Annotated in this window: 23 protein-coding genes; 10 read left to right on the top strand and 13 right to left on the bottom strand. The window is 64.6% G+C overall.

The features are described from left to right. The 5 genes from ACI766_RS21585 to gacS all read right to left on the bottom strand — a co-directional run bounded on the left by ACI766_RS21585 (position 1) and on the right by gacS (position 6,747). A complete protein-coding gene (locus tag ACI766_RS21585; RefSeq protein WP_003112594.1) occupies positions 1-1,929 on the bottom strand; it encodes a sulfatase-like hydrolase/transferase in 1,929 nt (642 codons plus the stop codon). Between the two features lie 112 nt (positions 1,930-2,041). Continuing rightward, positions 2,042-2,449 carry an META domain-containing protein gene (locus ACI766_RS21580; protein ID WP_003086021.1) on the bottom strand — a complete coding sequence of 136 codons (408 nt, stop codon included), beginning with the start codon at positions 2,447-2,449 and terminating at the stop codon, positions 2,042-2,044. A 67-nt stretch (positions 2,450-2,516) separates the two neighbouring features. Then, entirely contained in the window at positions 2,517-2,942 is a 426-nt protein-coding gene (locus ACI766_RS21575; RefSeq protein ID WP_003086023.1) for a hypothetical protein, read from the bottom strand. Positions 2,943-2,977: 35 nt separating this feature from the next. Beyond that, positions 2,978-3,967 carry a 2-hydroxyacid dehydrogenase gene (locus tag ACI766_RS21570; protein WP_003086027.1) on the bottom strand — a complete coding sequence of 330 codons (990 nt, stop codon included), beginning with the start codon at positions 3,965-3,967 and terminating at the stop codon, positions 2,978-2,980. 2 nt (positions 3,968-3,969) lie between these two features. After that, entirely contained in the window at positions 3,970-6,747 is a 2,778-nt protein-coding gene (gene gacS / locus ACI766_RS21565) for a two-component system sensor histidine kinase GacS (RefSeq protein WP_003102426.1), read from the bottom strand. Between the two features lie 185 nt (positions 6,748-6,932). Here gacS and pirR point away from each other — a divergent pair, with 185 nt between their 5' ends. From pirR to mazG, 7 genes are all read left to right on the top strand, one after another. Further along, complete coding sequence (pirR, locus tag ACI766_RS21560) at positions 6,933-7,652, top strand: response regulator transcription factor PirR (RefSeq protein ID WP_087823812.1); 720 nt, start codon at positions 6,933-6,935, stop codon at positions 7,650-7,652. Continuing rightward, positions 7,652-8,989 carry a sensor histidine kinase PirS gene (gene pirS / locus ACI766_RS21555; RefSeq protein WP_010895528.1) on the top strand — a complete coding sequence of 446 codons (1,338 nt, stop codon included), beginning with the start codon at positions 7,652-7,654 and terminating at the stop codon, positions 8,987-8,989. The genes pirR and pirS overlap by 1 nt, the downstream gene beginning before the upstream one ends. A gap of 235 nt (positions 8,990-9,224) precedes the next feature. Beyond that, positions 9,225-11,453 carry a TonB-dependent siderophore receptor PirA gene (gene pirA, locus ACI766_RS21550; protein ID WP_412828465.1) on the top strand — a complete coding sequence of 743 codons (2,229 nt, stop codon included), beginning with the start codon at positions 9,225-9,227 and terminating at the stop codon, positions 11,451-11,453. A gap of 249 nt (positions 11,454-11,702) precedes the next feature. Next, the gene (cysM, locus tag ACI766_RS21545; RefSeq protein WP_003102419.1) at positions 11,703-12,602 is read left to right on the top strand and encodes a cysteine synthase B; all 900 of its coding nucleotides are present in this window, start codon (positions 11,703-11,705) and stop codon (positions 12,600-12,602) included. A gap of 8 nt (positions 12,603-12,610) precedes the next feature. Further along, positions 12,611-13,963 carry a 23S rRNA (uracil(1939)-C(5))-methyltransferase RlmD gene (gene rlmD / locus ACI766_RS21540; RefSeq protein ID WP_003102417.1) on the top strand — a complete coding sequence of 451 codons (1,353 nt, stop codon included), beginning with the start codon at positions 12,611-12,613 and terminating at the stop codon, positions 13,961-13,963. An 84-nt stretch (positions 13,964-14,047) separates the two neighbouring features. Beyond that, positions 14,048-16,291, top strand: a complete 2,244-nt coding sequence (relA, locus tag ACI766_RS21535) for a GTP diphosphokinase (RefSeq protein ID WP_003086042.1) — start codon at positions 14,048-14,050, stop codon at positions 16,289-16,291. A gap of 104 nt (positions 16,292-16,395) precedes the next feature. Beyond that, positions 16,396-17,226 carry a nucleoside triphosphate pyrophosphohydrolase gene (gene mazG, locus ACI766_RS21530; RefSeq protein ID WP_003086045.1) on the top strand — a complete coding sequence of 277 codons (831 nt, stop codon included), beginning with the start codon at positions 16,396-16,398 and terminating at the stop codon, positions 17,224-17,226. A 42-nt stretch (positions 17,227-17,268) separates the two neighbouring features. Here mazG and lpxO2 read toward each other — a convergent pair whose 3' ends face one another. Further along, positions 17,269-18,207: a lipid A hydroxylase LpxO2 gene (gene lpxO2 / locus ACI766_RS21525; RefSeq protein ID WP_003086047.1), complete on the bottom strand. Its 939-nt coding sequence runs from the start codon at positions 18,205-18,207 to the stop codon at positions 17,269-17,271. A gap of 232 nt (positions 18,208-18,439) precedes the next feature. Here lpxO2 and ACI766_RS21520 point away from each other — a divergent pair, with 232 nt between their 5' ends. Together ACI766_RS21520 and ACI766_RS21515 are read left to right on the top strand one after the other, a co-directional pair. Then, entirely contained in the window at positions 18,440-18,979 is a 540-nt protein-coding gene (locus ACI766_RS21520; RefSeq protein WP_003086049.1) for a DUF2058 domain-containing protein, read from the top strand. A gap of 187 nt (positions 18,980-19,166) precedes the next feature. Next, entirely contained in the window at positions 19,167-20,495 is a 1,329-nt protein-coding gene (locus ACI766_RS21515; protein ID WP_003112588.1) for an LPS O-antigen chain length determinant protein WzzB, read from the top strand. 40 nt (positions 20,496-20,535) lie between these two features. Here the strand turns inward: ACI766_RS21515 and ACI766_RS21510 are convergent, their stop codons facing one another. The 4 genes from ACI766_RS21510 to ACI766_RS21495 form a co-directional block, all read right to left on the bottom strand. Next, the gene (locus tag ACI766_RS21510; protein WP_003112587.1) at positions 20,536-20,727 is read right to left on the bottom strand and encodes a hypothetical protein; all 192 of its coding nucleotides are present in this window, start codon (positions 20,725-20,727) and stop codon (positions 20,536-20,538) included. 92 nt (positions 20,728-20,819) lie between these two features. Further along, positions 20,820-21,146: a Rho-binding antiterminator gene (locus ACI766_RS21505; RefSeq protein ID WP_003112586.1), complete on the bottom strand. Its 327-nt coding sequence runs from the start codon at positions 21,144-21,146 to the stop codon at positions 20,820-20,822. 5 nt (positions 21,147-21,151) lie between these two features. Continuing rightward, positions 21,152-21,406, bottom strand: a complete 255-nt coding sequence (locus tag ACI766_RS21500; RefSeq protein WP_003086057.1) for a DUF2024 family protein — start codon at positions 21,404-21,406, stop codon at positions 21,152-21,154. An 11-nt stretch (positions 21,407-21,417) separates the two neighbouring features. Further along, positions 21,418-21,651 (bottom strand): glutaredoxin family protein, encoded by a 234-nt coding sequence (locus ACI766_RS21495; RefSeq protein WP_003086058.1) that lies wholly within the window; start codon positions 21,649-21,651, stop codon positions 21,418-21,420. A gap of 115 nt (positions 21,652-21,766) precedes the next feature. Between ACI766_RS21495 and ACI766_RS21490 the strand changes: the two genes are divergently transcribed. Beyond that, positions 21,767-22,327 (top strand): MarR family winged helix-turn-helix transcriptional regulator, encoded by a 561-nt coding sequence (locus ACI766_RS21490; protein WP_003112585.1) that lies wholly within the window; start codon positions 21,767-21,769, stop codon positions 22,325-22,327. Between the two features lie 53 nt (positions 22,328-22,380). On the opposite strand, the gene ACI766_RS21485 is transcribed toward ACI766_RS21490, so the two are convergent. The 3 genes from ACI766_RS21485 to purM are packed head-to-tail and all read right to left on the bottom strand — an operon-like array spanning position 22,381 to position 24,819. Beyond that, positions 22,381-23,097 (bottom strand): DUF3108 domain-containing protein, encoded by a 717-nt coding sequence (locus ACI766_RS21485; RefSeq protein ID WP_003086061.1) that lies wholly within the window; start codon positions 23,095-23,097, stop codon positions 22,381-22,383. Then, entirely contained in the window at positions 23,090-23,758 is a 669-nt protein-coding gene (gene purN, locus ACI766_RS21480) for a phosphoribosylglycinamide formyltransferase (RefSeq protein WP_003112584.1), read from the bottom strand. The genes ACI766_RS21485 and purN overlap by 8 nt, the downstream gene beginning before the upstream one ends. Continuing rightward, complete coding sequence (gene purM / locus ACI766_RS21475; protein WP_003112583.1) at positions 23,758-24,819, bottom strand: phosphoribosylformylglycinamidine cyclo-ligase; 1,062 nt, start codon at positions 24,817-24,819, stop codon at positions 23,758-23,760. Before purM ends, purN begins: the two co-directional genes overlap by 1 nt. Between the last annotated feature and the right edge of the window lie 149 nt (positions 24,820-24,968).

The following is a 24,968-nucleotide window of genomic DNA, read 5'->3' as shown; positions in this document are numbered from 1 at the left end:
TCATGGCGTCAACGAAGTCGCGAGGTTCCGCGGCGACGGCTCTTCCCCTACCGGCAAGGCGCTGAAGCGGCCGAGATCCTGCAGCAGTTCCAGGCGTGCTGCACGGAGTGGGCCGCGTATGGCTTCCTGTTGTTCCACGTCGAGCGGGCGGTCGTCGCCATCGCTCACCGGACCGTGGTGACGGTCCGCGCCACGCAGTGGGAAGCTCACCTTGAAGCCTTCGCCCAGGTAGGCGATGCGCGTGGTATCGGCGCTCACCGCATAGTCGCGATGGTAGTCCGCTGCGAGCAGGTCCTGTCCCAGCGAGTAGTCGCGGGGCGGATTGCGTACGCCCAGCAGCGGCAGGAGCGTTGCGGGCAGGTCGATGTGGCTGGTGATGCCGCGGACGGCACGGGGCGCCTGTCCGGGAATGCTCAGCACGGCGACGGTGCCGGTCTGGTAGCGATTGAACTCGGTATTGTGGCCCCAGCGCGAGCGTTCCATGAACTCTTCCCCATGGTCGCCGAGCACCACTACCGCGGTGTTTTCCAGCAGGTGCTGGTTTTCCAGGTGCTGCAGCAGGCGGCCGATCTGTGTATCGACTTCGCGCACGGCATTCAGGTAGCGGTTCTTGATCAGCGGCATCTGCGCCTGGAAATCGGTGGTCAGGTAGTTGAAGTTGACCAGATAGGGGCGGATTTTCGCGGTCTCGTCGCGGAAGCTGTAGTTGGCGTGGCTCGACTCGAGGAACAGGCAGGCGAAGAACGGCCGGTCGGGTAGTCGGCGATCGACGAAGCGCAGCAGGTCGTCGGTGTTCCGGGCGTCGCGCTGCCAGGCAGGCTCCGGGCTATCCAGCACGTGCAGGTCTTGGGGGCGCAGGTTGACGAACACGCTGCGGTCGAAGGGCGGATAGCTGAAACGTTGCGCGGCATTGATCCGGAACTGGTAGTTCTGCTGCCTGAGTACCTCCATGAGCACCGGCGGCTGGCCGGCCTTCAGCACGGCGTCCCAGTAGCCGCCGTGCAGCCCGTAGAACATGCCGAAGACGCCCATCTGGGTCAGGTTGCCGCTGCTGTAGTGGTTGTCCAGGCGGATCGCCCGGTTGGAGAAGTCCCACAGCCTGGGCATGTAGCGCGGATCGAGCATGTCCCCGCGGAGCGACTCGGCGACGATCCAGACGATGTTCAATGGGTGCGCCGGGGCGCTGATCTCCAGCGGCCGGAGAGGATAGTGCAGGTCGCTCTGCTGCTGGAGCAGCTCGCGCTGGGTGGGCGTCGGCTGGATGCCCAGGCTTCGCGCCAGGCTGCGGACGGTCAATGGCAGGTAAAGCGGATAGCGTTCGCTGGCCAGCAGGATCGGCCGGTAGTCGCGCAGGGAGCTGAACGCATAGACCAGGCGTTCGCCCAGGGCCAGGCAGAGGAAGGCCGCCAACAGGTAGCGCCAGGCGCGCCGAGGGAGCGCGGGAAGGCGTTCGCGGCTGACCTGGCAGGCGCTGTACAGCAGCACCTGCAGGCAGAGCAGGGCCAGGGCCGCCAGGCTTGCGCTGAGCAGGGTGCCGTCGCCGCTGCCGAGGCTGGAGAGGCCGCCGGGCGAGACCAGCAGGCCGATGCTGAAACCGTTGAGGTGGAATCCGTACAGGTCGTAGAGGGTGCGGTCGGCGTAGAGCAGTATCTGTACCGCCGCGCTGCCGACGATGGCCAGCACGCCTGCCAGCCACGGACTGAGGCGCACGGGAAGGCGATCATGGAAATGCAGGAGCAGTCGGCAGGCGAGGTACACCGGGACTATATAAAGGAAGGCGTAGCTCAGGCTGGCAGCGACGCTCCAGAGCGGCAGCCAGGCGTCGTCGAAGACGATCCCGTCCTGCAGGCGCAGCACCTGCCAGAGCACCACCAGCCACGACAACAGAAAGAAGCGGTTGAGTGTCTCGGTGCTGGGTGGGGCGAACATCAAGCGTCTCCGGGCGAGGATGCGGAAGCCTAGGGACGTGGTGGTCAAGCGGGAATGAAATGGATGTCAAAAAAATGTAAACGGGCGGCGCCGGGTAGCGCCGCTTCAGGCTTCAGTCGTGCTCGGGGACCAGGCGCAGCGGCTTGCCTTCGGCCGGCCACAGGCGCAGCTCGTCGGACGGCGAAATGTCCCAGTGCTGGACGCTCTGCAGCAGGGCCAGGAAGCGCCGTTCCTGCTCCATGATCTCCGCCGCGCACAGGCGGCGGGTGCTGCCGATGGCGCCGAACTGAAGGAGGTCGTCCTGCAGGGTGTAGCTGGCGAACCAGTGGTTGCAGCCGCCGTTGCCGAAGGCACGGCCCTGGCCGTCGAAGGTCAGGCTGATGTGGCTGTAGTCCATCGTCGGTTGTGCCCCGACCCAGTCGACCTGGTAGGCCTGCTCGGTTTCCAGGGTGGTCTCCTGGCTGGCGCAACCGCCCAGTACCAGGGCGGTGGAGGCGAAGAGGGCGAGAGAGGGTTTCATGGCGTTTCCTTTGCGCATTTCGTACGGGCGATAGTTCACAGACCGTCGGTCGGACGGAGCGTTCGCCCTACTGGCATTTCGGGCACAGGTGCTTGCCTTCGCGGCTGCTCCAGCCCAGTTCGTGAATGCGCTCTTCGGCGGCCGGCGCCAGGGCCTTGCGACCGAGACTGGCGTCCACGGCGAACTCGAAGTCGAGACGAGCCTGGCACTGGTCGCAGTCGACCTGCCAGGTATGGATCGCCAGTTCGCGGAATGCCGGGCCGCGGGCGACAGCCAGCCACTGGCCGGGCGGGTTGATCAGGTGGCGGACCTTTTCCACGGTCAGGCGCATGCTCAGGGTCTTGCTGCCCTTGAGGCTGACCAGCAGCACGTCGTCGGCCTTGATCGAGCCGCCGGTGCCGGTGACCTGGTAGCGCCCCGGGGAGAGCGCGCGGCATTCGTTGAGGGTGTATTGCGGGTTGAGCAGGGTGTAACGGAAATCGTGTTCAGCCATGGAGCCTCCAATCAGCCGCGCATGCTAACACGCCATCAGGCCCGGACCCGATTGCGTGGCGTCCCGTCCTGCCAGGCGGCGATGTTGTCCAGGGTGGTGTCGGCGATCGCCGCCAGCGCCTCGCGGGTAAGGAAGGCCTGGTGGGCAGTCACCACCACGTTGGGGAAGCTCAGCAGGCGTGCCAGCACGTCATCCTGCAGGGGCTGGTCGGAGCGATCCTCGAAGAAGATATCCGCTTCCTCTTCATAGACGTCCAGGCCGAGGTAGCCCAGTTGTCCGCTCTTCAGCGCCTCGATCAGCGCCGCTGCGTTCACCAGGGCGCCACGGCCGGTATTGATCAGCATCGCGCCGGGTTTCATCGTCGCCAAGCGCTGCGCGTCGATGAGGTGGCGGGTGTCGGCGGTCAGCGGGCAATGCAGGCTGACGATGTCGGACTCGGCGAGCAGGGCGTCGAGCGCCAGGTAGCGGCCGCCGAGCGCTTGGATGCGCGGATTGGGATAGGGATCGTAGGCCAGCAGCTCGCAGCCGAAGCCGGCCATGATGCGGGCGAAGGTCTCGCCGATCTGTCCGGTGCCGATCACTCCGACGCGTTTGCCGTGGAGGTCGAAGCCGGTCAGCCCATGCAGCGAGAAATCGCCCTCGCGGGTCCGGTTGTAGGCGCGGTGCAGGCGCCGGTTGAGCGTCAGGATCAGGCCGACCGCGTGCTCGGCGACAGCGTGCGGCGAATAGGCCGGGACGTGCACCACCGGCAGGCCGAGCGCTTCGGCGGCGGCCAGGTCGACGTGGTTGTAGCCGGCCGAGCGCAGGGCGACCAGGCGCGTGCCGCCGGCGGCCAGGCGTTCCAGTACCGGCCGCGAGAGGTCGTCGTTGACGAAGGCGCAGACTACTTCGAAGCCCTGGGCGAGGACCGCCGTGTCCGCCTGCAGGTGGGCCTGCTGGAAGTGCAGTTCGAAGCCGTGCCGGTGGTTGCTGGCCTGGAAGCTCTCGCTGTCGTAGGCCTGGGTGCTGAAGAACAGGATGCGCATGGTCAGAGTTCGCTGGAGTCGAGGCTGGTGGAGGACAGGTGGGTGGTGGCCGAGGCAGTGTCGGCCAGGGCCTCGATGGCCTTGTCCAGCTCGTCCAGGGCCGCGGCCGCCGCCGGATCGTTCTGCTTGAGCAGGGTTTCGCTGGTCTGGCAGGCCGCGCGCAACTGCGGCACGCCACAGTAGCGGGTGGCGCCATGCAGCCGGTGGACCCTCTCGAGCAAAGCGGTGCGGTCGTCGTTGTCGCGGGCCTGGCGAATCGCCTGGCGGTCCGCCGCCAGCGAGGCCAGCAGCATCGCCAGCATGTCGGCGGCGAGGTCGGCCTTGCCGGCGGCCAGGCGCAGCCCTTCCTCGGGATCGAGCACGCTCAACTGGCCGAGCTGCGGCGCACGGCTCATGCTGGCCAGCGACTGGCCCAGGCTCAGTCCGGTCCACTTCAGCACTACCTGGGCCAATTGCTGCTCGTCGATCGGCTTGGTCAGGTAGTCGTCCATGCCGGCCTGCAGCAATGCGCGCTTCTCGTTGGAAAGCGCATGTGCGGTGAGCGCGATCACCGGCACCGGGCTGACTTCCCGCTCGGCCTCCCAGCGGCGGATCGCCTCGGTGGCCTGGCGGCCGTCCATGCCGGGCATCTGCACGTCCATGAAGACCAGGTCGAAGCGCTCGCGCTGCACCACCTCGAGGGCCGCGTAGCCGCTGTCCACCGCGGTGACCTGGGCGCCGAGGTCGCTGAGCAGGGTCTGCACCAGCAGCAGGTTGGCCGGGTTGTCGTCGACGCAGAGCAGCCGTGGCGGCCGTCCGGAAACCATGGCGTGGGGCTTGTCGCTGCGCGTCGGGCGGACTTGAAGCAACTCCTGCAGCTTGCGTTGCAGCTTGCGGGTGCAGGCGGGCTTGGCCTCGACCTGTTCGTCGGGCAGGGTCGCGTGGTATTGCGCCTGCTCGGTGGTCGGGCAGAGCACCAGGGTCTTGCAGCCGAGCCGTTCGAATTCCCAGAACGACTGGCTCAGCTCTTCCGGCGGATGGATCGCGGCCGAGACGCCGAGCACCGCCAGGCTGATCGGCAACTGGCCGGGCGGCGGGTTGCGCAGGCTTTCCTGGAGGCTGTCGAGGTCGGCGAATTCGCTCACTTCCAGGCCGAAGTCGGTGAGCTGGTGGTGCAGCGAGCGGCGCGTCAGTTCCTGCGGTTCGAGCAGCGCCACGCGTTGGCCCGCGGCCCAGGAGGCGCCCGGCTCCTCGTTGTCGTCGCGACTTTTCGGCAGACTCAGGCTGATCCAGAACTCGGCGCCTTCCCCAGGCGTACTGTCGACGCCGATCTCGCCGCCCATCTGCTCAATCAGGCGCTTGGAGATCACCAGGCCCAGGCCGGTGCCACCGGCTTGCCGCGACAGTGAGTTGTCGGCCTGGCTGAAGGCCTTGAACAAGGCTTGCTGGTCTTCCTCGGAGAGGCCGATACCGGTGTCCTGGACGCTGATCCGCAGCTGCGCGCGGTCGTCGCTTTCGTCCTCGAGCATGGCGCGTACGGCGACGGTGCCGCCCTGGGTGAACTTGATGGCGTTGCCGACCAGGTTGGTGAGGATCTGCTTCAGCCGCTGCGGGTCGCCCTGCAATTGGATCGGGGTATCCCGGTAGACCAGGCTGACCAGTTCCAGTTGCTTCTCGTGGGCGGCCGGAGCCAGCATGGTCAGGGCGTCCTGGATCAGGTCGCGGAGATTGAAAGGGAGGTTTTCCAGAACCAGCTTGCCGGCCTCGATCTTCGAGAAATCGAGGATCTCGTTGATGATCCCCAGCAGGCTTTCCGCCGATTTCTGGATGGTCGTGAGGTAGTCCTGCTGGCGCGGGCTGAGCTCGCTCTTCTGCAGCAGGTTGGTGAAACCGAGGATGCCGTTGAGCGGGGTGCGGATCTCGTGGCTCATGTTGGCGAGGAACTCGGACTTGATCCTGCTCGCCTCCAGGGCCTCCTTGCGCGCCAGGTCCAGCTCGATGTTCTGGATCTCGATGGTTTCCAGGTTCTGCCGTACGTCCTCGGTGGCCTGGTCGATGTTGTGCTGCATTTCCTCCTGGGCGCTCTGCAGCGTTTCCGCCATGCGGTTGATGCCAGAGGCCAGTTCGTCCAGCTCGTTGCTGCCCATCGGTGGCAGGCGGGTTTCCATGCGGCCTTCCTTGAGCTGGGCGACGCCCTGGCTGATCAGTTCCAGCGGCGCGTTGATCGCGCGGCTCATGCGCAGGGCGAGGAGGGCGGTGACGCCGAGGCCGGCGGCGATCAGCAAGAGGCTGGTGAACAGGCTGCGATATCCGCGCAGCAGAGTCCCGTGGTGCGACAGTTCCAGTTCGACCCAGCCGAGTACGCGCTCGTCGTCAGGCTCGGTGGCGCCGGACAGGCTGTGGTGGCGGCCAAGAACCGGTAGCAGGAAGTGCGTGGTGTCCAGTTCGGTGGACATGCTCAGATGGCTGGCGTCGCCGGCCGGGGCGACGGTGAGCATGCTTGGCCCGGCATGGGCGAGGCGTTCCTGGCGGGCGTCGAGGAAGGTCACCGCGCGCACGTCCGGTTGGTCCAGCGCCTCGTTGGCGATGCGGTTGAGCACGGCGGTATCCTTTCGCGCCAGCGCGGTGGCGGCCAGCGGCGCCAGTTGTTCGGCGATCAGTTGCCCGCGCTCGATCAACTGGGCGCGCATGTCGGACAGCTGGACCCAGGTGAAGTAACCGCCAAGCACCATCGCCAGCAGGCTGGTGGGGAGCAGGGTGAGCAGCAGTACGCGCCCCTTGATGCCGAGATCCTTGAACACACGTCTCTCCGTCGAGCCAGATCGGGATGGCCGACGCTCCCCGGCCATACGTTTACCCCGCGCAGTTTAGCGGGTCGCGGAAGGGGAATCTGCACCGATGTGCGCAGCCCGGCGGATTCGGCTTGCGACGAAGCGGAAAGATCGTGAATACTGGCACGATTGCTAATCAATCTTATTTGGCTGCCATGTTCCCATCCCTGACGCCCGACCCCCGACTGCTGGCCATCGAGGACGATCCGACACTGGGCGCACATCTGTTCCAGCACCTCAATGGCAGCGGTTTCGAGGTGACCTGGTGCCGAGACGGGGAAGAGGGGTTGGCGGCTGCGCGCAGCGGCGGCTATGACCTGATCCTGATGGACATCATGCTGCCCGGGCGCGATGGCCTCGAGATTCTTCGCCAACTCCGCCAGGAGCAGGCGCTGCCGGTGATCCTGATGTCAGCCCTGGGCGCCGAGCAGGACCGCATCGCCGGGTTCAGCCTGGGCGCCGACGATTATCTGCCGAAGCCTTTCAGCCTGGCCGAGCTGCGGGTACGCATCGATGCCATCCTGCGTCGGATCGCCCTGGAGCGGGGGGGCGCGCCGGGCCGCTGCGCCGAACCGCTGGCGCGGCCCTCGCTGCAATTCTCTGCCGATGTCTGCGATGTCAGCCTTGGCGAGCGGTTCGCCGGCCTGACGCCGACCGAATACCGCCTGCTGGAAACCTTCCTCGCCGCGGAAGGCGAGACCCTGACCAAGGCCTTCCTTTACCAGCATGTCCTGCACCGCGGTCATACCCAGCATGATCGCAGCCTGGACATGCACGTCAGTCACCTGCGGCGCAAGCTGCAACGCCTCGGTTACGCCGGTCACCAGTTGCATACCGTCTGGGGCAAGGGTTACGTCCTGACACCGGCGCCATGATGCCCAACCGTCATTCGCTGTTCTGGCGCCTGGCCCTGGTGCTGGTGGCGTTCTTCCTGCTATCGGTATGGCTGTCCTGGACCTGGGGACGCAGTGCCGAACTGAAGGGTTACTACCTGTCCGCCGAAGCCCGCTCCGCCTTGGCGGATTATGCGCGGCGAGCCGAACGTGCCTGGCTCGACGATGGCCGCGAGGGCATCGACCGTTGGCTGGCCGAGCCGCGCCAGCGGGCGCTGGACTGGGTGGTCGTGCTCGACGGACGGCTGCAATCGCTGGGCAGTCGTCCGCTCACCACGGAGGAAGCCGAGCGCCTGACTTTCCTGCGGGGCGTCGACTGGCCGATGAGCTCCCGCTCGTTGTCGCGGCCGTTCATCAGCCTGCGCTTCCCCGAACATCCGGAGCAAGGCCGGGTGGTCCTGCGTCTTCCCGCCGAGTTCGTCCCTCCCGGCTTGTCGCCGGCCAAGCGCCTGGTCACCCATGGCCTGGTGCCGGCCGGGCTGGCCCTGCTGCTGGGAGTGTTGCTGTATCGGCGCTGGATAGTGCCGCTGGGACGCCTGCGAGCGCAGGCCAATGCCCTGCGCGGCAACGACCTGACGGCGCGTACGCAGGCAGAGATCAGCCGGCGCAGCGACGAGTTGGGCGATCTGGGGCGGGCGTTCGACCATATGGCCGAGCGACTCGACGAGCACATGGTGTTGCAGCGCCAACTGCTCCGCGATCTCTCCCACGAGCTGCGCACGCCGCTGGCGCGCCTGCAGGTGGCGGCAGAGGGCACGCTGTCCGCGCAGCTCCTGCGCGAGCGCCTGGAGCAGGAGGTACAGGGCATGCAGCAACTGGTGGACAACACCCTGGAGCTGGCCTGGATGGACACCGAACGCCCGGTATTGGCGCTGGAGGACATTTCCATCCCGGCGTTATGGGACCTGCTGGTGGAGAACGCACGCTTCGAAAGCGGCTGGGCCGCCGAGCGGTTCCGCAGCGCTCTGCCCGAGGATTGTGTCGTGCGTGGCAACCTCAATGCACTTGCCCAGGCCCTGGAGAACCTGCTGCGCAACGCCATCCGGCATTCGCCGGAAGGCGGCGTGATCCGCCTGCATGGTCGGCGCGAAGGAAGTTGCTGGTGGCTTTGCCTGGAAGACCAGGGCGAGGGTGTGGCCGAGCACCAGTTGGAGACCATCTTCCGCCCGTTCACCCGGCTGTCTTCGGCACGTACCGGCAAGGGCTTCGGCCTGGGACTGAGCATTGCCCGTCGCGCCGTGGTGCTCCAGGGCGGCCGCCTATGGGCGGAAGCCGCCGATCCGGGGCTGCGCCTGTGCCTGGTGCTGCCTTCTGCCTAGCGAGGCGCAGGTGCCTTTACATTTGGCCTGGATGTAAATGATCTTTACTCTCTTTTGTTAATGATTATCATCCGTGCCGATCTCCTCGGCCGGCCTTGTTCCGGGTCTGCGCCCTGTCCTACCCGTGCCGAGACGTCACCCGCGCAACGCCGGCGACCCAGGCTTCAGAAAAAACGTCAACGTATCCCTCGTGGCTCGCCTGCTACCCGTTTTCCCTCGACAGGAGTAGTCACGCATGTACCCCCAATTCCGTCGCGGCCATCTCGCCGCTGCCGTCCTTTTCGCTTCATCGAGCCTGCTGGGCGGGCAGGCCCTGGCCGAGGACGAGCGCCTGGAAGAACTGGACGAACGCGCCGAATCGGTGGTCCAGCTGGGTGACGAGGTGGTGCTGGGCACCGCCGAACAGGAGCTCAAGCAGGCACCGGGGGTATCCATCATCACCGCCGAGGACATCAGGAAGCGCCCGCCGGTGAACGATCTCTCCGAGATCATCCGCACCATGCCCGGGGTCAACCTCACCGGCAACAGTTCCAGCGGCCAGCGCGGCAACAACCGGCAGATCGACATCCGCGGCATGGGGCCGGAGAACACCCTGATCCTGGTCGACGGCAAACCGGTCAGCTCGCGCAACTCGGTGCGCTACGGCTGGCGCGGCGAACGCGACACCCGCGGCGACAGCAACTGGGTGCCGCCGGAGGAGGTCGAGCGCATCGAGGTCCTCCGTGGGCCCGCGGCGGCACGCTACGGTTCCGGCGCGGCGGGCGGGGTAGTCAACATCATCACCAAGCGCCCGACCGATCGTTTGCGTGGTTCCATGACGGTGTTCACCAACATTCCGGAAAGCTCCAAGGATGGCGCCACGCGCCGCGCCAACTTCAGCCTTAGCGGGCCGCTGACCGAAGCCTTGAGCTTCCGCGCGTACGGCAGCGCGAACAAGACCGATTCGGACGATACCGACATCAACCTCGGACATACCGTCAACCCGAGCCGTACCGTGGCCGGACGCGAAGGGGTACGCAATCGCGATCTCAGCGGGATGCTGTCGTGGCAGGTGACCCCCGACCAGGTCGTCGATTTCGAAGCGGGCTTCAGCCGACAGGGCAACATCTATGCCGGCGATACCCAGAACAACAACGGCACCGCCAATACCCAGGGACTCGCCGACGACGGTGCGGAGACCAACCGCATGTATCGCGAGAACTACGCCATCACCCACAACGGGACCTGGTCGTTCGGTACTTCCAGGTTCGTCGCCCAGTACGACTCCACCCGCAACAACCGTCTGGAGGAGGGGCTGGCCGGTTCCGTCGAGGGGCAGATCGGCGCCGACCGTTCGTTCAGCACCAGCAAGCTGGAGAGCTATCGCCTCAGCGGCGAACTCAACCTTCCGTTGCATGCGTTGTTCGAGCAGGTGCTGACGGTGGGCGCGGAGTGGAACAAGGAAACCCTCAACGACCCGTCCTCGCTCAAGCAGGGCTTCGTGGGAAGCGATAGCTTGCCGGGGACCCCCGCGGCCGGCTCGCGAAGCCCGAAAAGCAAGGCGGAGATCCGCGCGCTGTACGTGGAAGACAATATCGAACTGCGCCCCGGCACCATGCTCACCCCCGGGCTGCGCCTGGACGATCACAGCGACTTCGGCCTGAACTGGAGCCCGAGCCTGAACGCTTCCCAAACGCTCGGCGAATACTTCACGGTCAAGGCCGGTATCGCACGGGCCTTCAAGGCGCCCAACCTGTACCAGAGCAACCCGAACTACCTGCTCTATACCCGTGGCAACGGTTGCCCGATCCAGACTAGCAGCGGCGGCTGCTACCTGGTCGGCAACGAGAACCTGGACGCCGAGACCAGCGTAAACAAGGAACTGGGCATCGAGTTCCGGCGCGATGGCTGGGTCGCCGGGCTCACCTACTTCCGCAACGACTACAAGAACAAGATCGTCGCGCCGCTGGATGTCATGGGACAGACCGGGACCGGCAACAACATCCTGCAATGGAGCAACGCGAAGAAAGCAGTGGTCGAGGGCCTGGAAGGCAACCTGCTGGTCCCCCTGCACGAGGACCTGAGCTGGAGCACCAACCTGACCTATATGCTGCAATCCAAGGACAAGGACACCGGCAACCCGCTTTCGGTGATCCCCGAGTACACCCTGAACTCGACCCTGGACTGGCAGGCCAGCGAGCGTCTTTCCACCCAACTGACCAGCACCATCTACGGCCGCCAGGAGCCGCCGAAGCATGGCACCAGCCGCAACACGCCGGTGGTCTCGCGAAAAGAGGTGGGTACCTATGGCATCTGGGGCGTCAGCGCCGGCTACACCTTCAGCGAGAACCTGAGCGTACGGGGCGGGGTAAGCAACCTCTTCGACAAGCGCCTGTACCGCCAGGGCAACTCCTTCGACGCCGGCGCGGCAACCTACAACGAGCCGGGTCGCGCCTACTACGTTTCGATGACCACCTCGTTCTGATCGCCGCGGCCAACGCGCTTTCACCGGCAGGCGCAACGCCTGTCGGACCTTTCTTTGGCGTTGGTCAGGCATCGGCTGTCCAACGCCAGGTTTTCTCTTCGGACGCCTCTGGTCATCGCATCGCATGCCGTTTCGGGCGGTCTTTCGGCTGAATCGGCATGCATGACCGGATATTGCGGTGCTAGGGTCCGGCCCCAGTTTCCCGGTATCATGCTCAGCCTTTACCGTCAGTGCCGAACGAGTGCCTCCATGACCGTGCAGTACCCGACTATCGCCGACTGCGTTGGCAATACCCCTCTGGTGCGTCTGCAGCGCCTTCCCGGGGAAACCTCCAATACCCTGCTGGTGAAGCTCGAAGGCAACAACCCGGCGGGATCGGTGAAGGACCGCCCGGCCCTGTCGATGATCACCCGTGCCGAACTGCGCGGCGACATCCGCCCCGGCGATACGCTGATCGAGGCTACTTCCGGCAACACCGGCATCGCCCTGGCCATGGCGGCGGCGATCAAGGGTTACAAGATGATCCTGATCATGCCGGACAACTCCACGGCCGAACGCAAGGCGGCGATGACCGCCTATGGCGCCGAGCTCATTCTGGTCAGCAAGGAAGAGGGCATGGAGGGCGCGCGCGATCTGGCCGACAAGCTGCAGCGCGAAGGCCGCGGCAAGGTCCTCGACCAGTTCGCCAATGGCGACAACCCGGAAGCCCATTACCACAGCACCGGCCCGGAAATCTGGCAGCAGACCGGCGGCAGCATCACCCATTTCGTCAGCTCCATGGGCACCACCGGGACCATCATGGGCGTCTCGCGCTACCTCAAGGAGCAGAACCCGGCGGTGCAGATCGTCGGCCTGCAACCCATGGAGGGCTCGGCCATCCCGGGAATCCGACGCTGGCCGCAGGAATACCTGCCGAAGATCTATGACGCCAGTCGCGTCGACCGGGTCGTCGACATGCACCAGGACGAAGCCGAGGACATCATGCGCCGGCTGGCCCGCGAGGAAGGCATCTTCTGCGGCGTGTCCTCCGGTGGGGCGGTGGCGGCGATGCTGCGCCTGTCCCGCGAACTGGAGAATGCCGTGCTGGTGGCGATCATCTGCGACCGCGGCGACCGCTACCTGTCTTCCGGCGTCTATGACCCGCGCTGAGCATGTCCATGGCCAGAAATAAGGGCGGGCTGCGCTTCCAGCCCAGCGGTGGTGCGCGCGGTCCCGCGATACCGGTAGGCAAGAAGCAGCGCCTGACCATCGAGCGCCTGGCCCATGACGGCCGAGGTATCGCCCACGAGGCGGGGATGACCTGGTTCGTCAGCGGAGGGCTGCCTGGCGAGGAACTTGAGGCCCGGGTGCTGGGCGCACGAAGCAAGGTGGTCGACGCGCGCAGCGAGCGCCTGTTCAGCAGTAGCGACCTGCGTCGCCGCGAGCCCTGCACTGTAGCGGGTCGCTGCGGCGGCTGCACCCTGCAGCACCTGGAACACGGCGAGCAGTTGGCCCTGAAGCAGCGTACCTTGCAGGAGCAGTTGCAGCGTTTCGCCGGGATCGAGCCGGAAGAATGGGCCGCCCCTCTGGTCGGGCCCGAATTCGGCTATCGGCGCCGCGCTCGGATCGCCGTGCGCTGGGATGCCAGGGCGCGGCGTCTGGATGTCGGCTTCCGTGCCTCGGCCAGCCAGGAGATCGTCGCCTTCGATGAGTGCCTGGTCCTGGTGCCGCCTTTGCAAACGATTGCCCGTGCCCTGCCTGCTCTTCTGCAGGACTTCCGCAAGCCGGAAAGCATCGGCCACGTGGAGCTCTTCCATGGCACGGCCAGTGCATTGCTGTTGCGGCATACGACTGCCCTGGTCGACGAGGATCGCCAGCGCCTGGCCGCTTTCTGCTCCGCACACCAGGCCCAGCTCTGGCTGCAAGGTGCGGAACAGCCCTTGCCGGTGGAGCCGGCCGCCGAACTGGGCTACTCCTTGGGTGACTGGCAACTGACTCTGGCATACCGACCCGGAGACTTCGTCCAGGTCAATGCGCCGGTGAACGAGTCGATGATCCGCCAGGCCCTTGACTGGCTGGCGCCGACCGCCGACGAGCGGGTCCTCGACCTGTTCTGCGGGCTGGGCAATTTCTCCCTGCCGCTGGCGCGCCGGGTGGCGCGGGTAGTCGGGGTGGAGGGCGTGGCGGCGATGGTCGAGCGGGCAGGCGCCAACGCGCTGGCCAATGGCCTTGGCAACGCGCACTTTTTCCAGGCCGACCTGTCCAAAGCGCTTGCCGAAGCGCCCTGGGCGGAGCAAGGTTTTACCGCTGTGCTGCTCGATCCGCCGCGCGACGGCGCGTTCGAGGCGGTACGCGAAATGAGTTCTCTGGGTGCCCGGAGGGTAGTCTATGTATCCTGCAATCCGGCGACCCTGGCGCGCGATGCTGGCGAAATGGCCAGGCAGGGCTATCGTCTGAAGCGCGCCGGAATCCTCGATATGTTTCCGCAGACCGCACATGTCGAGGCCATGGCTTTGTTCGAGGCAGGCTAGGATGCCTGCGTAATCCGACCAGCCCGTTCGAAGGCTGGCGCAGTCATCGGTGGGCTACGCGCACCGTGGTAAAGGGTAGGCAAGATGGTACAGGTGAGAGCGCACCAGCCGGTCAACACCGACGGCAGTATCAACCTCGAGGCCTGGCTGGACCACGTCCAGAACCTCGTCCCCGGGCTCGATCGTCAGGGCTTGCTGGAGGCTTGCGAGTTCGCTCGCGAATCCGAGCAGCGAGCGATCGCCGCACAGAACTCCTGGGCGGAAGGCACGTCCAGCTTCCAGACCGGACTGGAAATCGCCGAGATCCTCGCGGATCTCAAGCTGGATCAGGAGTCCCTGGTCGCCGCGGTCATCTATCGAGGCGTGCGGGAAGGCAAGATCACCCTGGAAGCGGTCAACAAGCATTTCGGGCCGGTGGTGGCCAAGCTGATCGAGGGCGTGCTGCGCATGGCCGCGATCAGCGCCAGCCTCAATCCGCGCCATTCCATGGTGCTGGGTACCCAGGCGCAGGTGGAGAACCTGCGCAAGATGCTGGTGGCGATGGTCGACGACGTTCGCGTCGCCCTGATCAAGCTGGCCGAGCGCACCTGCGCCATTCGCGCGGTGAAGAACGCCGACGAGGAAAAGCGCCACCGCGTCGCCCGGGAAGTCTTCGATATCTACGCGCCGCTGGCCCACCGCCTGGGCATCGGGCATATCAAGTGGGAGCTGGAGGACCTGTCCTTCCGTTACCTCGAGCCCGACCAGTACAAGCAGATCGCCAAGCTGCTGCACGAGCGCCGGCTGGATCGTGAGCAGTACATCGCCAACGTGATGAGCCAGTTGAAGGAAGCTCTCGCGGCCACCGGCGTACAGGCCGATCTCAGCGGACGGGCGAAACACATCTATTCGATCTGGCGCAAGATGCAGCGCAAGGGCCTGGACTTCAGCCAGATCTACGACGTTCGCGCCGTGCGCGTGCTCGTTCCGGAGATGCGCGACTGCTACACCGCGCTGGGCATCGTGCATACCCTCTGGCGGCACATTCCCAAGGAGTTCGACGACTACATCGCCAACCCCAAGGAAAACGGCTATCGCTCGCTGCATACCGCAGTGATCGGCCCCGAGGGGAAGGTGCTGGAAGTACAGATCCGTACCCACTCCATGCACGAAGAGGCGGAGCTCGGAGTCTGCGCGCACTGGCGCTACAAGGGGACCGACGTCAAGGCCAGCTCCAACCATTACGAGGAAAAGATCTCCTGGCTGCGCCAGGTGCTCGAATGGCACGAGGAACTGGGCGACATCGGTGGCCTGGCGGAGCAACTGCGGGTCGATATCGAGCCGGACAGGGTCTACGTCTTCACTCCCGACGGCCATGCCATCGACCTGCCCAAGGGCGCGACCCCGCTGGATTTCGCCTATCGGGTCCACACTGAAGTCGGGCACAACTGCCGCGGGGCGAAGATCAACGGACGCATCGTGCCGCTGAACTACAGCCTGCAGACCGGCGAGCAGGTCGAGATCATAACCGGCAAGCACAGCGGTCCGAGCCGCGACTGGCTGAACAGCAACCTGGGCTACGTCACCACCTCCCGGGCGCGGGCGAAGATCGTCCACTGGTTCAAGCTGCAGGCGCGGGACCAGAACGTCGCTGCCGGCAAGGCCCTGATCGAACGCGAGCTGTCGCGCCTGGCGCTGCCGCCGGTGGATTTCGACCGGCTGGCGGAGAAGGCCAACGTGCGTACCGCCGAGGATATGTTCGCCGCTCTCGGCGCCGGCGACCTGCGCTTGGCGCACCTGGTCAACTATGCCCAGCAACTGGTCGAGCCGGACCGCGACAGCGAGCAACTCGAACTGATCCCGCGCAAGCCGAGCAAGATCGGCCACGGCAAGCGCGGCGACGTGCAGATCCAGGGTGTCGGCAACCTCCTGACGCAGATGGCCGGCTGCTGCCAGCCGCTGCCGGGAGATCCCATCGTCGGCTACATCACGCTGGGCCGTGGGGTCACCATCCACCGCCAGGATTGCGCCACCGCGCTGCAACTGGCGGGACGCGAACCGGAGCGGATGATCCAGGTCAGCTGGGGGCCGGAGCCGGTTCGCACCTATCCGGTGGATATCGCGATCCGTGCCTATGATCGTTCCGGCCTGTTGCGCGACGTGTCCCAGGTGCTGCTCAACGAGCGGATCAACGTTCTGGCGGTGAATACCCGTTCGAACAAGGAAGACAACACCGCGACCATGCAACTGACCATCGAGATTCCCGGTCTGGACGCTCTTGGACGCCTGCTGGCGCGCGTCTCGCAACTGCCCAACATCATCGAGGCGCGGCGCAACCGTACGCCTTGAGGCGAGGCGGAAACAGGCCACGGGCGCTCGCAGGCTGCCCGTGGCCTTTTCGTTTCCGGAAAGGGCAGAATGCCCGGACCGTTCACTGAAGACCCGAGATACCCATGTACCGACTCGACGACCTGCTCCACCTCATGGCGCGCCTGCGCGATCCCGAATTCGGCTGCCCCTGGGATCTCCAGCAGAGCTACGCGACCATCGTCCCGCACACCCTGGAAGAAGCCTACGAAGTAGCGGACGCCATAGAGCAGGGGGATTTCCCGCAATTGCGCGAGGAACTGGGCGACCTGCTGTTCCAGGTGGTCTATTACAGCCAGTTGGCTCGCGAAGAGGATCGCTTCGCTTTCGACGAGGTGGTGGACGGCATCACCCGCAAGCTGATCCGTCGACATCCCCACGTATTCCTCGATGGCGATCTCTATGGCAAGCCCGATGCGGCGAAGCTGGCCGAAGCGGCGGTCAAGCAGCGCTGGGAAGAACTGAAGGCCGAGGAGCGTGCCGCCAAGGCCAAGGAGCCGCAGCAGTTGTCGCTGCTGGATGACGTTCCTGTCGCCCTGCCGGCGTTGTCACGGGCGGCGAAGCTGCAGAAGCGCGCGGCGCAGGTCGGCTTCGACTGGCCGGAAGCGCTGCCGGTGGTGGACAAGGTTCGCGAGGAGCTGGACGAAGTCCTCGAGGCGATGGCAGAGGGTGACGAGGGTGCCGTGGGCGAGGAGGTTGGCGACCTGCTGTTCGTCGTGGTCAACCTGGCCCGGCATCTCAAGGTCGATCCGGAGGCTGCTCTGCGCCAGGCCAACGGCAAGTTCGAGCGGCGATTCCGGTTCATCGAGCGGAACCTGCGCGAAGCCGGCCGGAAAGCCGAAGAGTGTTCGCTGGAGGAACTGGACAGCCTCTGGGGCGAGGCTAAGAAAGCGGAGAGGAGCGCGCCCGGCTGTTAATGGGAAAATTACCGTGGCAGCCGGGCTGCCACGGCATCTGAATCAGCCGAAGATCCAACGATAGAGGATGACCAGCAGGATCACCGCCAGCACCGGGCGGAGGATTCGGTAGGCCTTCGGGTAGGCGCGTTTGAAGCGCTTCACCTGGGCGCCGATGGCATTGCCGCCGCGAATGGCGACCGAGTAGGCCTGGTTGATGCTGCCGACGCGTTCGCCTTCGACGTTCTGCGGTGCGGTCGCACGCCCGAGAATGCCGCTGATCCAGCGATTGAGGCGGGTCAGCAGGCGGGAGCGGAGCGGCCGCTCGATATCGCAGAAGAGAATCACCCGGGTCTGCTCGGTCTCGTTCTTCACCCAGTGGACGAAGGTTTCGTCGAACATCACGTCTTCGCCATCACGCCACGCGTAGGGCTGGCCGTCGACGTAGATGCGGCAGTTGTCCGAATTCGGCGTGGACAGGCCGAGGTGATAGCGCAGCGAGCCGCCGAAGGGGTCGCGGTGCGGATTCAGGTGGCTGCCGCCGGGAAGCAGGGTGAACATCGCGCCCTTGACGTTGGGGATGCGGCTCACCAGCTCTACGGTCTTCGGGCAGAGCTGCTGGGCGGAGGGCAGCGGGCCGTCGTACCAGGTCAGGTAGAAGCGCTTCCAGCCTTTCTTGAAGAACGAGCCGAAGCCGGCTTCGTTATTGTTCAGGGCAGCCCGGATATAACCCTCGTCGAACAGGTTGAGGGCTTCTTCGCGGATGGTTTGCCAATTGTTCTTCAGTTCGTCCAGCTCCGGAAAACGGCTGCGATCCAGATAGGGCTTCGAGGGAACGCTGGAGAACAGGTACATCAGCGAGTTGTAGGGGGCGAACCAGGCGGAGTGGTTGACCAGTTGGCGCAGGAAGGGCAAGCGCGCGCGCCCACGGAAATGGACGAACAGGACGCTGGCGACGAACAGGCCCACCAGAGTGACTTTTACCAGGAGAGAAACGCTCATGCCTTGCTTTCCATGCCTTCGATATCAGGGGCCGGGAGGAGTGCCTGCGGGTGCTCGGGACGGTAGGGAGGGGTCTCCAGGGCATGCGTGGCAGTTTGCGAGCCGCCGAGACTTGCGTTGAGGCGGCTGAGGCTGGAGGATTATACCCCCTGCGAGGGCCGGCTGAACCCCAGTCGGCTGGAAGATTATGCCGCACCCCACCGGGCGTGCCACGCGAGCGAGTCGTTGACGAATGAGCATGTCATTGCGTGACCAGTTGCTGAAAGCCGGGCTGGTCAATGAGAAACAGGCCAAGCAGGCCACCAAGCAGAAACAGAAACAGCAGCGCCTGGAGCACAAGAACCAGGTCGACAAGGACGACTCCCAGCGCCAGGCGGCGGAGCAGGCCAAGGCGGAAAAGCTGGCGCGCGACCAGGAGTTGAACCGCCAGCAGCAGGAAAAAGCCGAGAAGAAGGCCAAGGCCGCGCAGATCAAGCAACTTATCGAAGGGACGCGCCTGCCCAAGCTGGAAAGCGACGACTACTACAATTTCGTCGACGCCAAGAAGGTCAAGCGGATCGCGGTCAACGACCTGATCCGCGACAAGCTGAGCCGAGGCAGCCTGGCTATCGTCAGCTATGACGGACGCTACGAGATCGTGCCCCGGGATGCGGCGGTGAAGATCCAGGAGCGCGATCCGCGGCGGGTGGTGCTGCTCAACGTACAGAGCCAGGAGCCGGACGAAGACGATCCCTACAAGGACTATGTGGTGCCCGACGATCTCATGTGGTGAGGCCCGCATCCGGAGTGTCGCTTGACCGGTACGGATGCCGGTCAACTACCAATTCTGGAATGCGAAGCAGTTCTAAAATAACTACCGATGATTTCGTTTCGATAGCATAATGCCTTTCCTCAGAAATATCCTACGGTTGCCTTTGCGTGCATCTGTGGGCTAGCCGCCTATCGAAAAGGACGTTGGTATGCCTTCCTCACAGCTTCCGGGGGCTTCGCCCTCGGAGATCGATCTCGTTCAGCTGTTCCAGCAATTGTGGGCGTCGAAATGGCTGATAGCGCTGATCGCGGCCTTGGCGACCGCCGCTGCGCTCGCCTACGCGCTGTTGGCTGTTCCAACCTACCAGGTGGATGTCCTGTTGCGGCCAATCCAGACCAAGGCCCTGGAGGCTGTCAATGTCAACGGGCTGTATGCCCTGACTCCGCGGGAAGCGCTGGATCGCGTCGGCAACGAGCTGGCAGCCTACTCCGGCAGGCTGGAGTATTTCGAAGCCCATCCAGAGCTATTCCAGCAATTGAACGCCGAGGGCTTGTCCCCCGAGCAGGCTTTCTGGAAGTTCAACCAGGATGCCTTCAGCATGCAGCAGGCGGACTTGAAGAAGGACCCCCAGGCGGCGCCTTTCTTCCGCTTGTCCATGCAGTATCCCCAGGGCATGGATGGTGCCGCCATTCTCAACGGCATGCTCGCGTCGACCATCGAGAACGAGCGTCAGCGAATCCTGGACGACCTCCAGGCGCGTATCGACGGTCGCCTGCAATTCCTCGAGCAGGATATCGAAGGCAAGCGTGCCAGTTACCAGGCTACCAAGGAGGGCAAGATCGCCCGGTTGCTGGAAGCGGACAGCATCCGGCGGGCCGGCCTGGAGGATGAGCTCAAGGCGTTGCGCGGGCGGCTGAAGATGGTGCGCGATTCGCGTATCCAGCAGCTCAACGAGGCTATCCAGATCGCCACCCGGCTGGGGATCGTCAAGCCGACGACCCCGGGCGCACTGGGAGAGGTCGGGCAGGATGGCTCGCGCAGCGTTTTCCGCACCGAGGTGAATAACCAGCAGATACCCCTGTATTTCATGGGTGTCGATGCCTTGACCGCCGAGCGCGATACCTTGCTCAAACGCAAGGGCGATGACTTCACCGAGCCCCGCGTGGCGAAGATCCAGCAGGAGCTGAAGCAGCTGGAGAACAACCGTGAAGTGCAATACCTGCAGGCTCGAAAGGGCGAGGAGCGTTTCTTCGAAAACATCGACAAGCTGCGTGGAGAGCAGGCGCGCCTCAAGACTCTGAAGGCGAGCGAGCTGAAGATCGAACTGGTGCGGATCGACCAGAAGGCTTCGACCCCTCTGAAACCGATCAAGCCGCGCAAGGCCTTGGTGGTGGCCTTGGGCCTCCTGGGCGGGTTGGTGTTCGGCGTGCTGGTGGCTCTGGTTCGGGCGATGTTGCGTACCCCTCGGCAACGGGTACAGGAAGATAGCCTGCCGCCGGGAGTCGTCAGCCTCGACCGGAGCCTTTCAGGGACCTGAGATCAAAGGTGCGCCCCCGAAGTACGCGGGGGCGCATGGTTCAGGCCGATTCACCTATCTGCCGCAGTTCTTCTTCTTTCTCCAGCTTGATCCGATAGGCGTGGGCGTCATCCTCGTTATGGAAGACGCCAACCAGCAGTCCCTGCTGATGCACGTCCCAGCAGCGGCGGCCAAGCGCACGCAGCTCGCGGGATTTGTGGTCATCGTCACGCTCGGTCACTGTCACACTCATCTTTCTGCTCCAGGGTTGATCTGCATCAAGGCAAATCCAGCCTATTTCAATAGCAGGCTAATCAAATAGCCCTGGAATTGAGAAAAACCTTTTCAGTTTCCAAGGTGTGAAGATGGCATGCCGGATGCTCTGGAACAGGCCTCTTCCCTCAGGCGTATGCGGCCGAACAAGGCCGCTTCCGTGAGGGCGGTAATCGCCAACAGGCGATCCAGGCGCAGCAGCAGAGTCGCTCCTTCGACGGCCACCTCAAGGTATTCCTCCTTGCCGCCGCCTGGCCGAACGGCCCGGGTATGCGTCGTGCGCGCCTCGGCTTCGAAGCGAACACCGTCCTCGAGTTCGAGGAGCAACCGGTAGCGGTAGAGGCAGGCGATCTCCAGGTAGTCATGGAGATCGCAGGCGATCGGGCGGTAGCTGTCCATTGGCCTCAACAGCCTTCCAGGGGAAGGATGTAATGGCCATGGAGCCGAATGGCTTCGGCAACCTCTGCTGTCGCAATCTCGCTGTGGCAGTAGCTGCAATGCCCCTGGCTGATATCGGCCTCGTCTATGCCTCTTCCGGCGAGCCAGCGTCGAGCGAACTCGCCGGCGCGAGCCCCCAGCTCCTCCGTGACCAGGACATCGAAGTGCAGGTAGCGGCCGTCGCGGGTTCGCACATGGGTGTCGAAAATCTTCACCTCCATGGCCGTTCTCCTTATTTCAGATCGCTGAGCGCCGCACCGAAGTTAAGGTGCAGTACCTGTCCGTCGACAACCAGGGCAGGAACCGACTTGACCCCGGCCTTTTCCGCCTCGGCGATGCGTGCCGATTGTTCGGCGAGATGGACCACTTCGATGTCCACCTGCTTGCGATCGAGCAATGGCAGCAAGGAACGTTCGGCTTCGACACAGATTGCGCAGCCGGCGTGGTAGTAGATGGCTTTGGTCATGCTGATTCTCCTGTGGGAAGTTAGTATCGATACGATACGTTTTCAGCCTAAACAAGGCGCGACCTCTTTGTCAAACATGTTTTTAGTCGATACTATATTGGCAAGGAGGTATCCCATGTCCGCCATCGCCCTTTACGATTATCTGGAAAGGCTGACCAGCCTGATGCGTGCCTGGTCCCGCGAGCAGCCGCTGGTGGCTGAGCTGCAGCCGGTGCAGTTGAGCGCCTTGCATTACCTGGCGCGTTGTAATCGCTATTCGGATACTCCGCTGGGCGTGACCGAATACCTCGGCTTGACCAAGGGCACAGTGTCGCAATCGCTCAAGGTGCTGGAAGGGCGGGGGCTGATCAGCAAGCTGCCGGATGCGCGGGATCGGCGCAGCGTTCATCTGCGGCTGACCGATGCGGGGCGCGCGCTGATCGAGGCGGTGATTCCGCCGCAGTTCCTCGAGCAGGCCGTCACGGCACTGGGCGAGAAGGGCGAACACTTGCAAGGCTTGTTGCGTGATCTTCTGGTCGTCATCCAGCGTCAGGAGGATGTGCCTGGTTTCGGCCTTTGTCGGTCCTGCCGGTTCCATCAACGGCGTGCGGGTTCGCCCTTCTGCGGTCTAACCGGGGAGCCGTTGAGCGATGCCGATGCCGAACTGATCTGCCGCGAGCACCAGGCCTGCGGCTGATCCGCGGGCAATAAAAAACCGGGCAATGGCCCGGCTTTTCGTGGGAGGGGGGATCAGCTCTTTTCGCCAGTGACGGTCTTGCCGTCGATGGTGCCTTCCTTGAGCATGATCTGGTATTCCTTGCCGTCGGTTTCCATCTGGTACAGGCGGACCAGCAGGTAGTCCCAGTCCTTGGCGAACCAGAGGATGGTCTTGCGGTTGCTCTTGCCCGGATCACGCACGCGCTCGACCTTGATCGCGTTGATCAGGCCGGCCTGGGTGCGTACCTTTTCCTCGCCGAGAACCCGGAAGTCGTAGGTATCGACATCCTCGCCCTCGATGATCTGGTAGCTCATGCTCTTCTTGCCGTCGGCAACGTCATGCTGCAGGACCAGTTGATAGGTGGACTTGTCCAGTTGACCGCGATTCAGGGGTTGCCGCACCGCATCGCCGCGGTCGCTGCCGAGCACCTGCTTCTGCGACCAGTCGAAGTCCAGCTCGATCTGCTTACCTTTGCCCAGACCCTGGCGGGCGAAGCGGTAGGTCTGCGGCAGGAAGGTGTCGTTCTCGACCTTGAAGGTGCTGACTTCGTTGAGACTGGCCAGCAGCATGGAGGCCTCGAAGTCCAGTTGCCAGCGGCCGTCGCCGAGAGCCTTCAGGCTGCGGGAGGCATTGCCGCTGATGGGCATCTGTTTCCAGTCGGCGGTATAGCTGGCGGTGAACGGCTTCAGCTCGAAGGCATAGGCCGGCAGGGTCAGCAGCGTCAGCAGGAACAGCATGGCTTTACGCATTGCGAATCTCCTTGGTGCGAATCTGATGGCCGGTGGCAGGCAGGGCCTGGCCATCCAGCAGGGCGCCCTGTTCGCCCAGGCGCAAGCGGCCCTCGGCGAACCAGCGCATGGCCAGCGGGTAGATCCGGTGTTCTTCCTCGTGAACCCGTCTGGCCAGGCGTTCCGGCGTATCTTGCGACTCTACCGGGATTACTGCCTGTACGACCAGTGGCCCCCCATCGAGTTCCTCCGTCACGAAGTGCACGCTGCAACCGTGCTCGCGGTCGCCGGCTTCGAGGGCGCGTTGATGGGTATGCAGCCCTTTGTGGCGCGGCAGCAACGAGGGATGGATATTCAGCAGACGCCCCTGGTAATGGCGAACGAAATCGGCGCTGAGGATGCGCATGAACCCGGCAAGGATCACCAGGTGCGGTTCATGGGCATCGATCCGTTGTGCCAGGGCCTCGTCGAAGCTTTCGCGATCGGCATAGGCCTTGTGATCGAGCACCTCGGTCTGGATGCCGGCCTGGCGTGCGCGTTCCAGGCCATAGGCGTCCGCGCGGTTGGAGATCACCGCGCGGATCCGGGCCGGCGTGGCGCCGTCCCGGAGGCTGTCGATCAGCGCCTGCAGGTTGCTGCCGGAGCCGGAAATCAGCACCACGACATTGCAGAGTTTCGGCATCAGTGGTTTTTCAGATTGTTCAGGACCACGCGCTCGGCGTCCGCGCCGCAGGTTTCGATGCGACCGATCTGCCAGGGTTGCTCGCCGGCGGCACGCAGGACTTCCAGGGCTTTCTCGGCGTCGCTCTGGGCCACGCAGATGACCATGCCGACGCCGCAGTTGAGTACGCGATGCATCTCGGTCTCGTCGACGTTGCCCTGTTCCTGCAGCCAGTCGAATACCGCCGGACGGTTCCAGCTGGCGACATCGATCACGGCCTGGGCGTTGTCCGGCAGGACGCGCGGGATGTTGTCCAGCAGGCCGCCGCCGGTAATGTGAGCCATGGCCTTGACCGCGCCGGTCTGCTTGATCAGTTGCAGCAGCGGCTTGACGTAGATGCGGGTCGGCGCCATCAGCAGGTCGGCCAGCGGCTTGCCGTCGAGTTGGACCTGCGCGATGTCGGCGCCGGAAACCTCGATGATCTTGCGGATCAGGGAGTAGCCGTTGGAGTGCGGGCCGGAGGAGGGCAGGGCGATAAGCGCGTCGCCGGCCTGGACCCTGGAGCCGTCGATGATCTCGGCCTTTTCCACGACGCCGACGCAGAAGCCGGCCAGGTCATAGTCTTCGCCTTCGTACATGCCGGGCATTTCGGCGGTCTCGCCGCCGACCAGGGAACAGCCCGCCAGTTCGCAACCGGCACCGATGCCGGTGACTACGGTGGCGGCGACGTCGACGTTGAGCTTGCCGGTGGCGTAGTAGTCGAGAAAGAACAGCGGCTCGGCGCCGCAGACCACCAGGTCGTTGACGCACATCGCCACCAGGTCCTGGCCGATGCTGTCGTGCTTGTTCAGGTTGAGCGCCAGGCGCAGCTTGGTGCCCACCCCGTCGGTGCCGGATACCAGCACCGGCTGCTTGTAGCCGGCCGGGATTTCGCAGAGGGCGCCGAAGCCGCCGAGGCCGCCCATCACTTCCGGGCGTGCGGTGCGCTTGGCCACGCCTTTGATGCGTTCCACCAGGGCTTCGCCGGCGTCGATGTCCACACCAGCGTCCTTGTAGCTCAACGAGGGTTGCTTGCTGCTCATAAATCCAGGCCTATAGGGGTAATTCGGAGATCGGCCGGCCGCCCAGGCGTGCAACGCTGTTTGCCGGTTTTGAAGGCGCGCGATTTTATCAGGCTTGCCACGCAGCGGCCATCTCGGTTGCCGCTGGACGGACTGCTGTTTAAGGTATA

The organism is Pseudomonas sp. DL (assembly GCF_047199225.1).
Classification (GTDB): domain Bacteria; phylum Pseudomonadota; class Gammaproteobacteria; order Pseudomonadales; family Pseudomonadaceae; genus Pseudomonas; species Pseudomonas aeruginosa.
The sequence above is the reverse complement of the archived record's forward strand: the minus strand, read 5'-3'. Positions and strand labels throughout refer to the sequence as shown.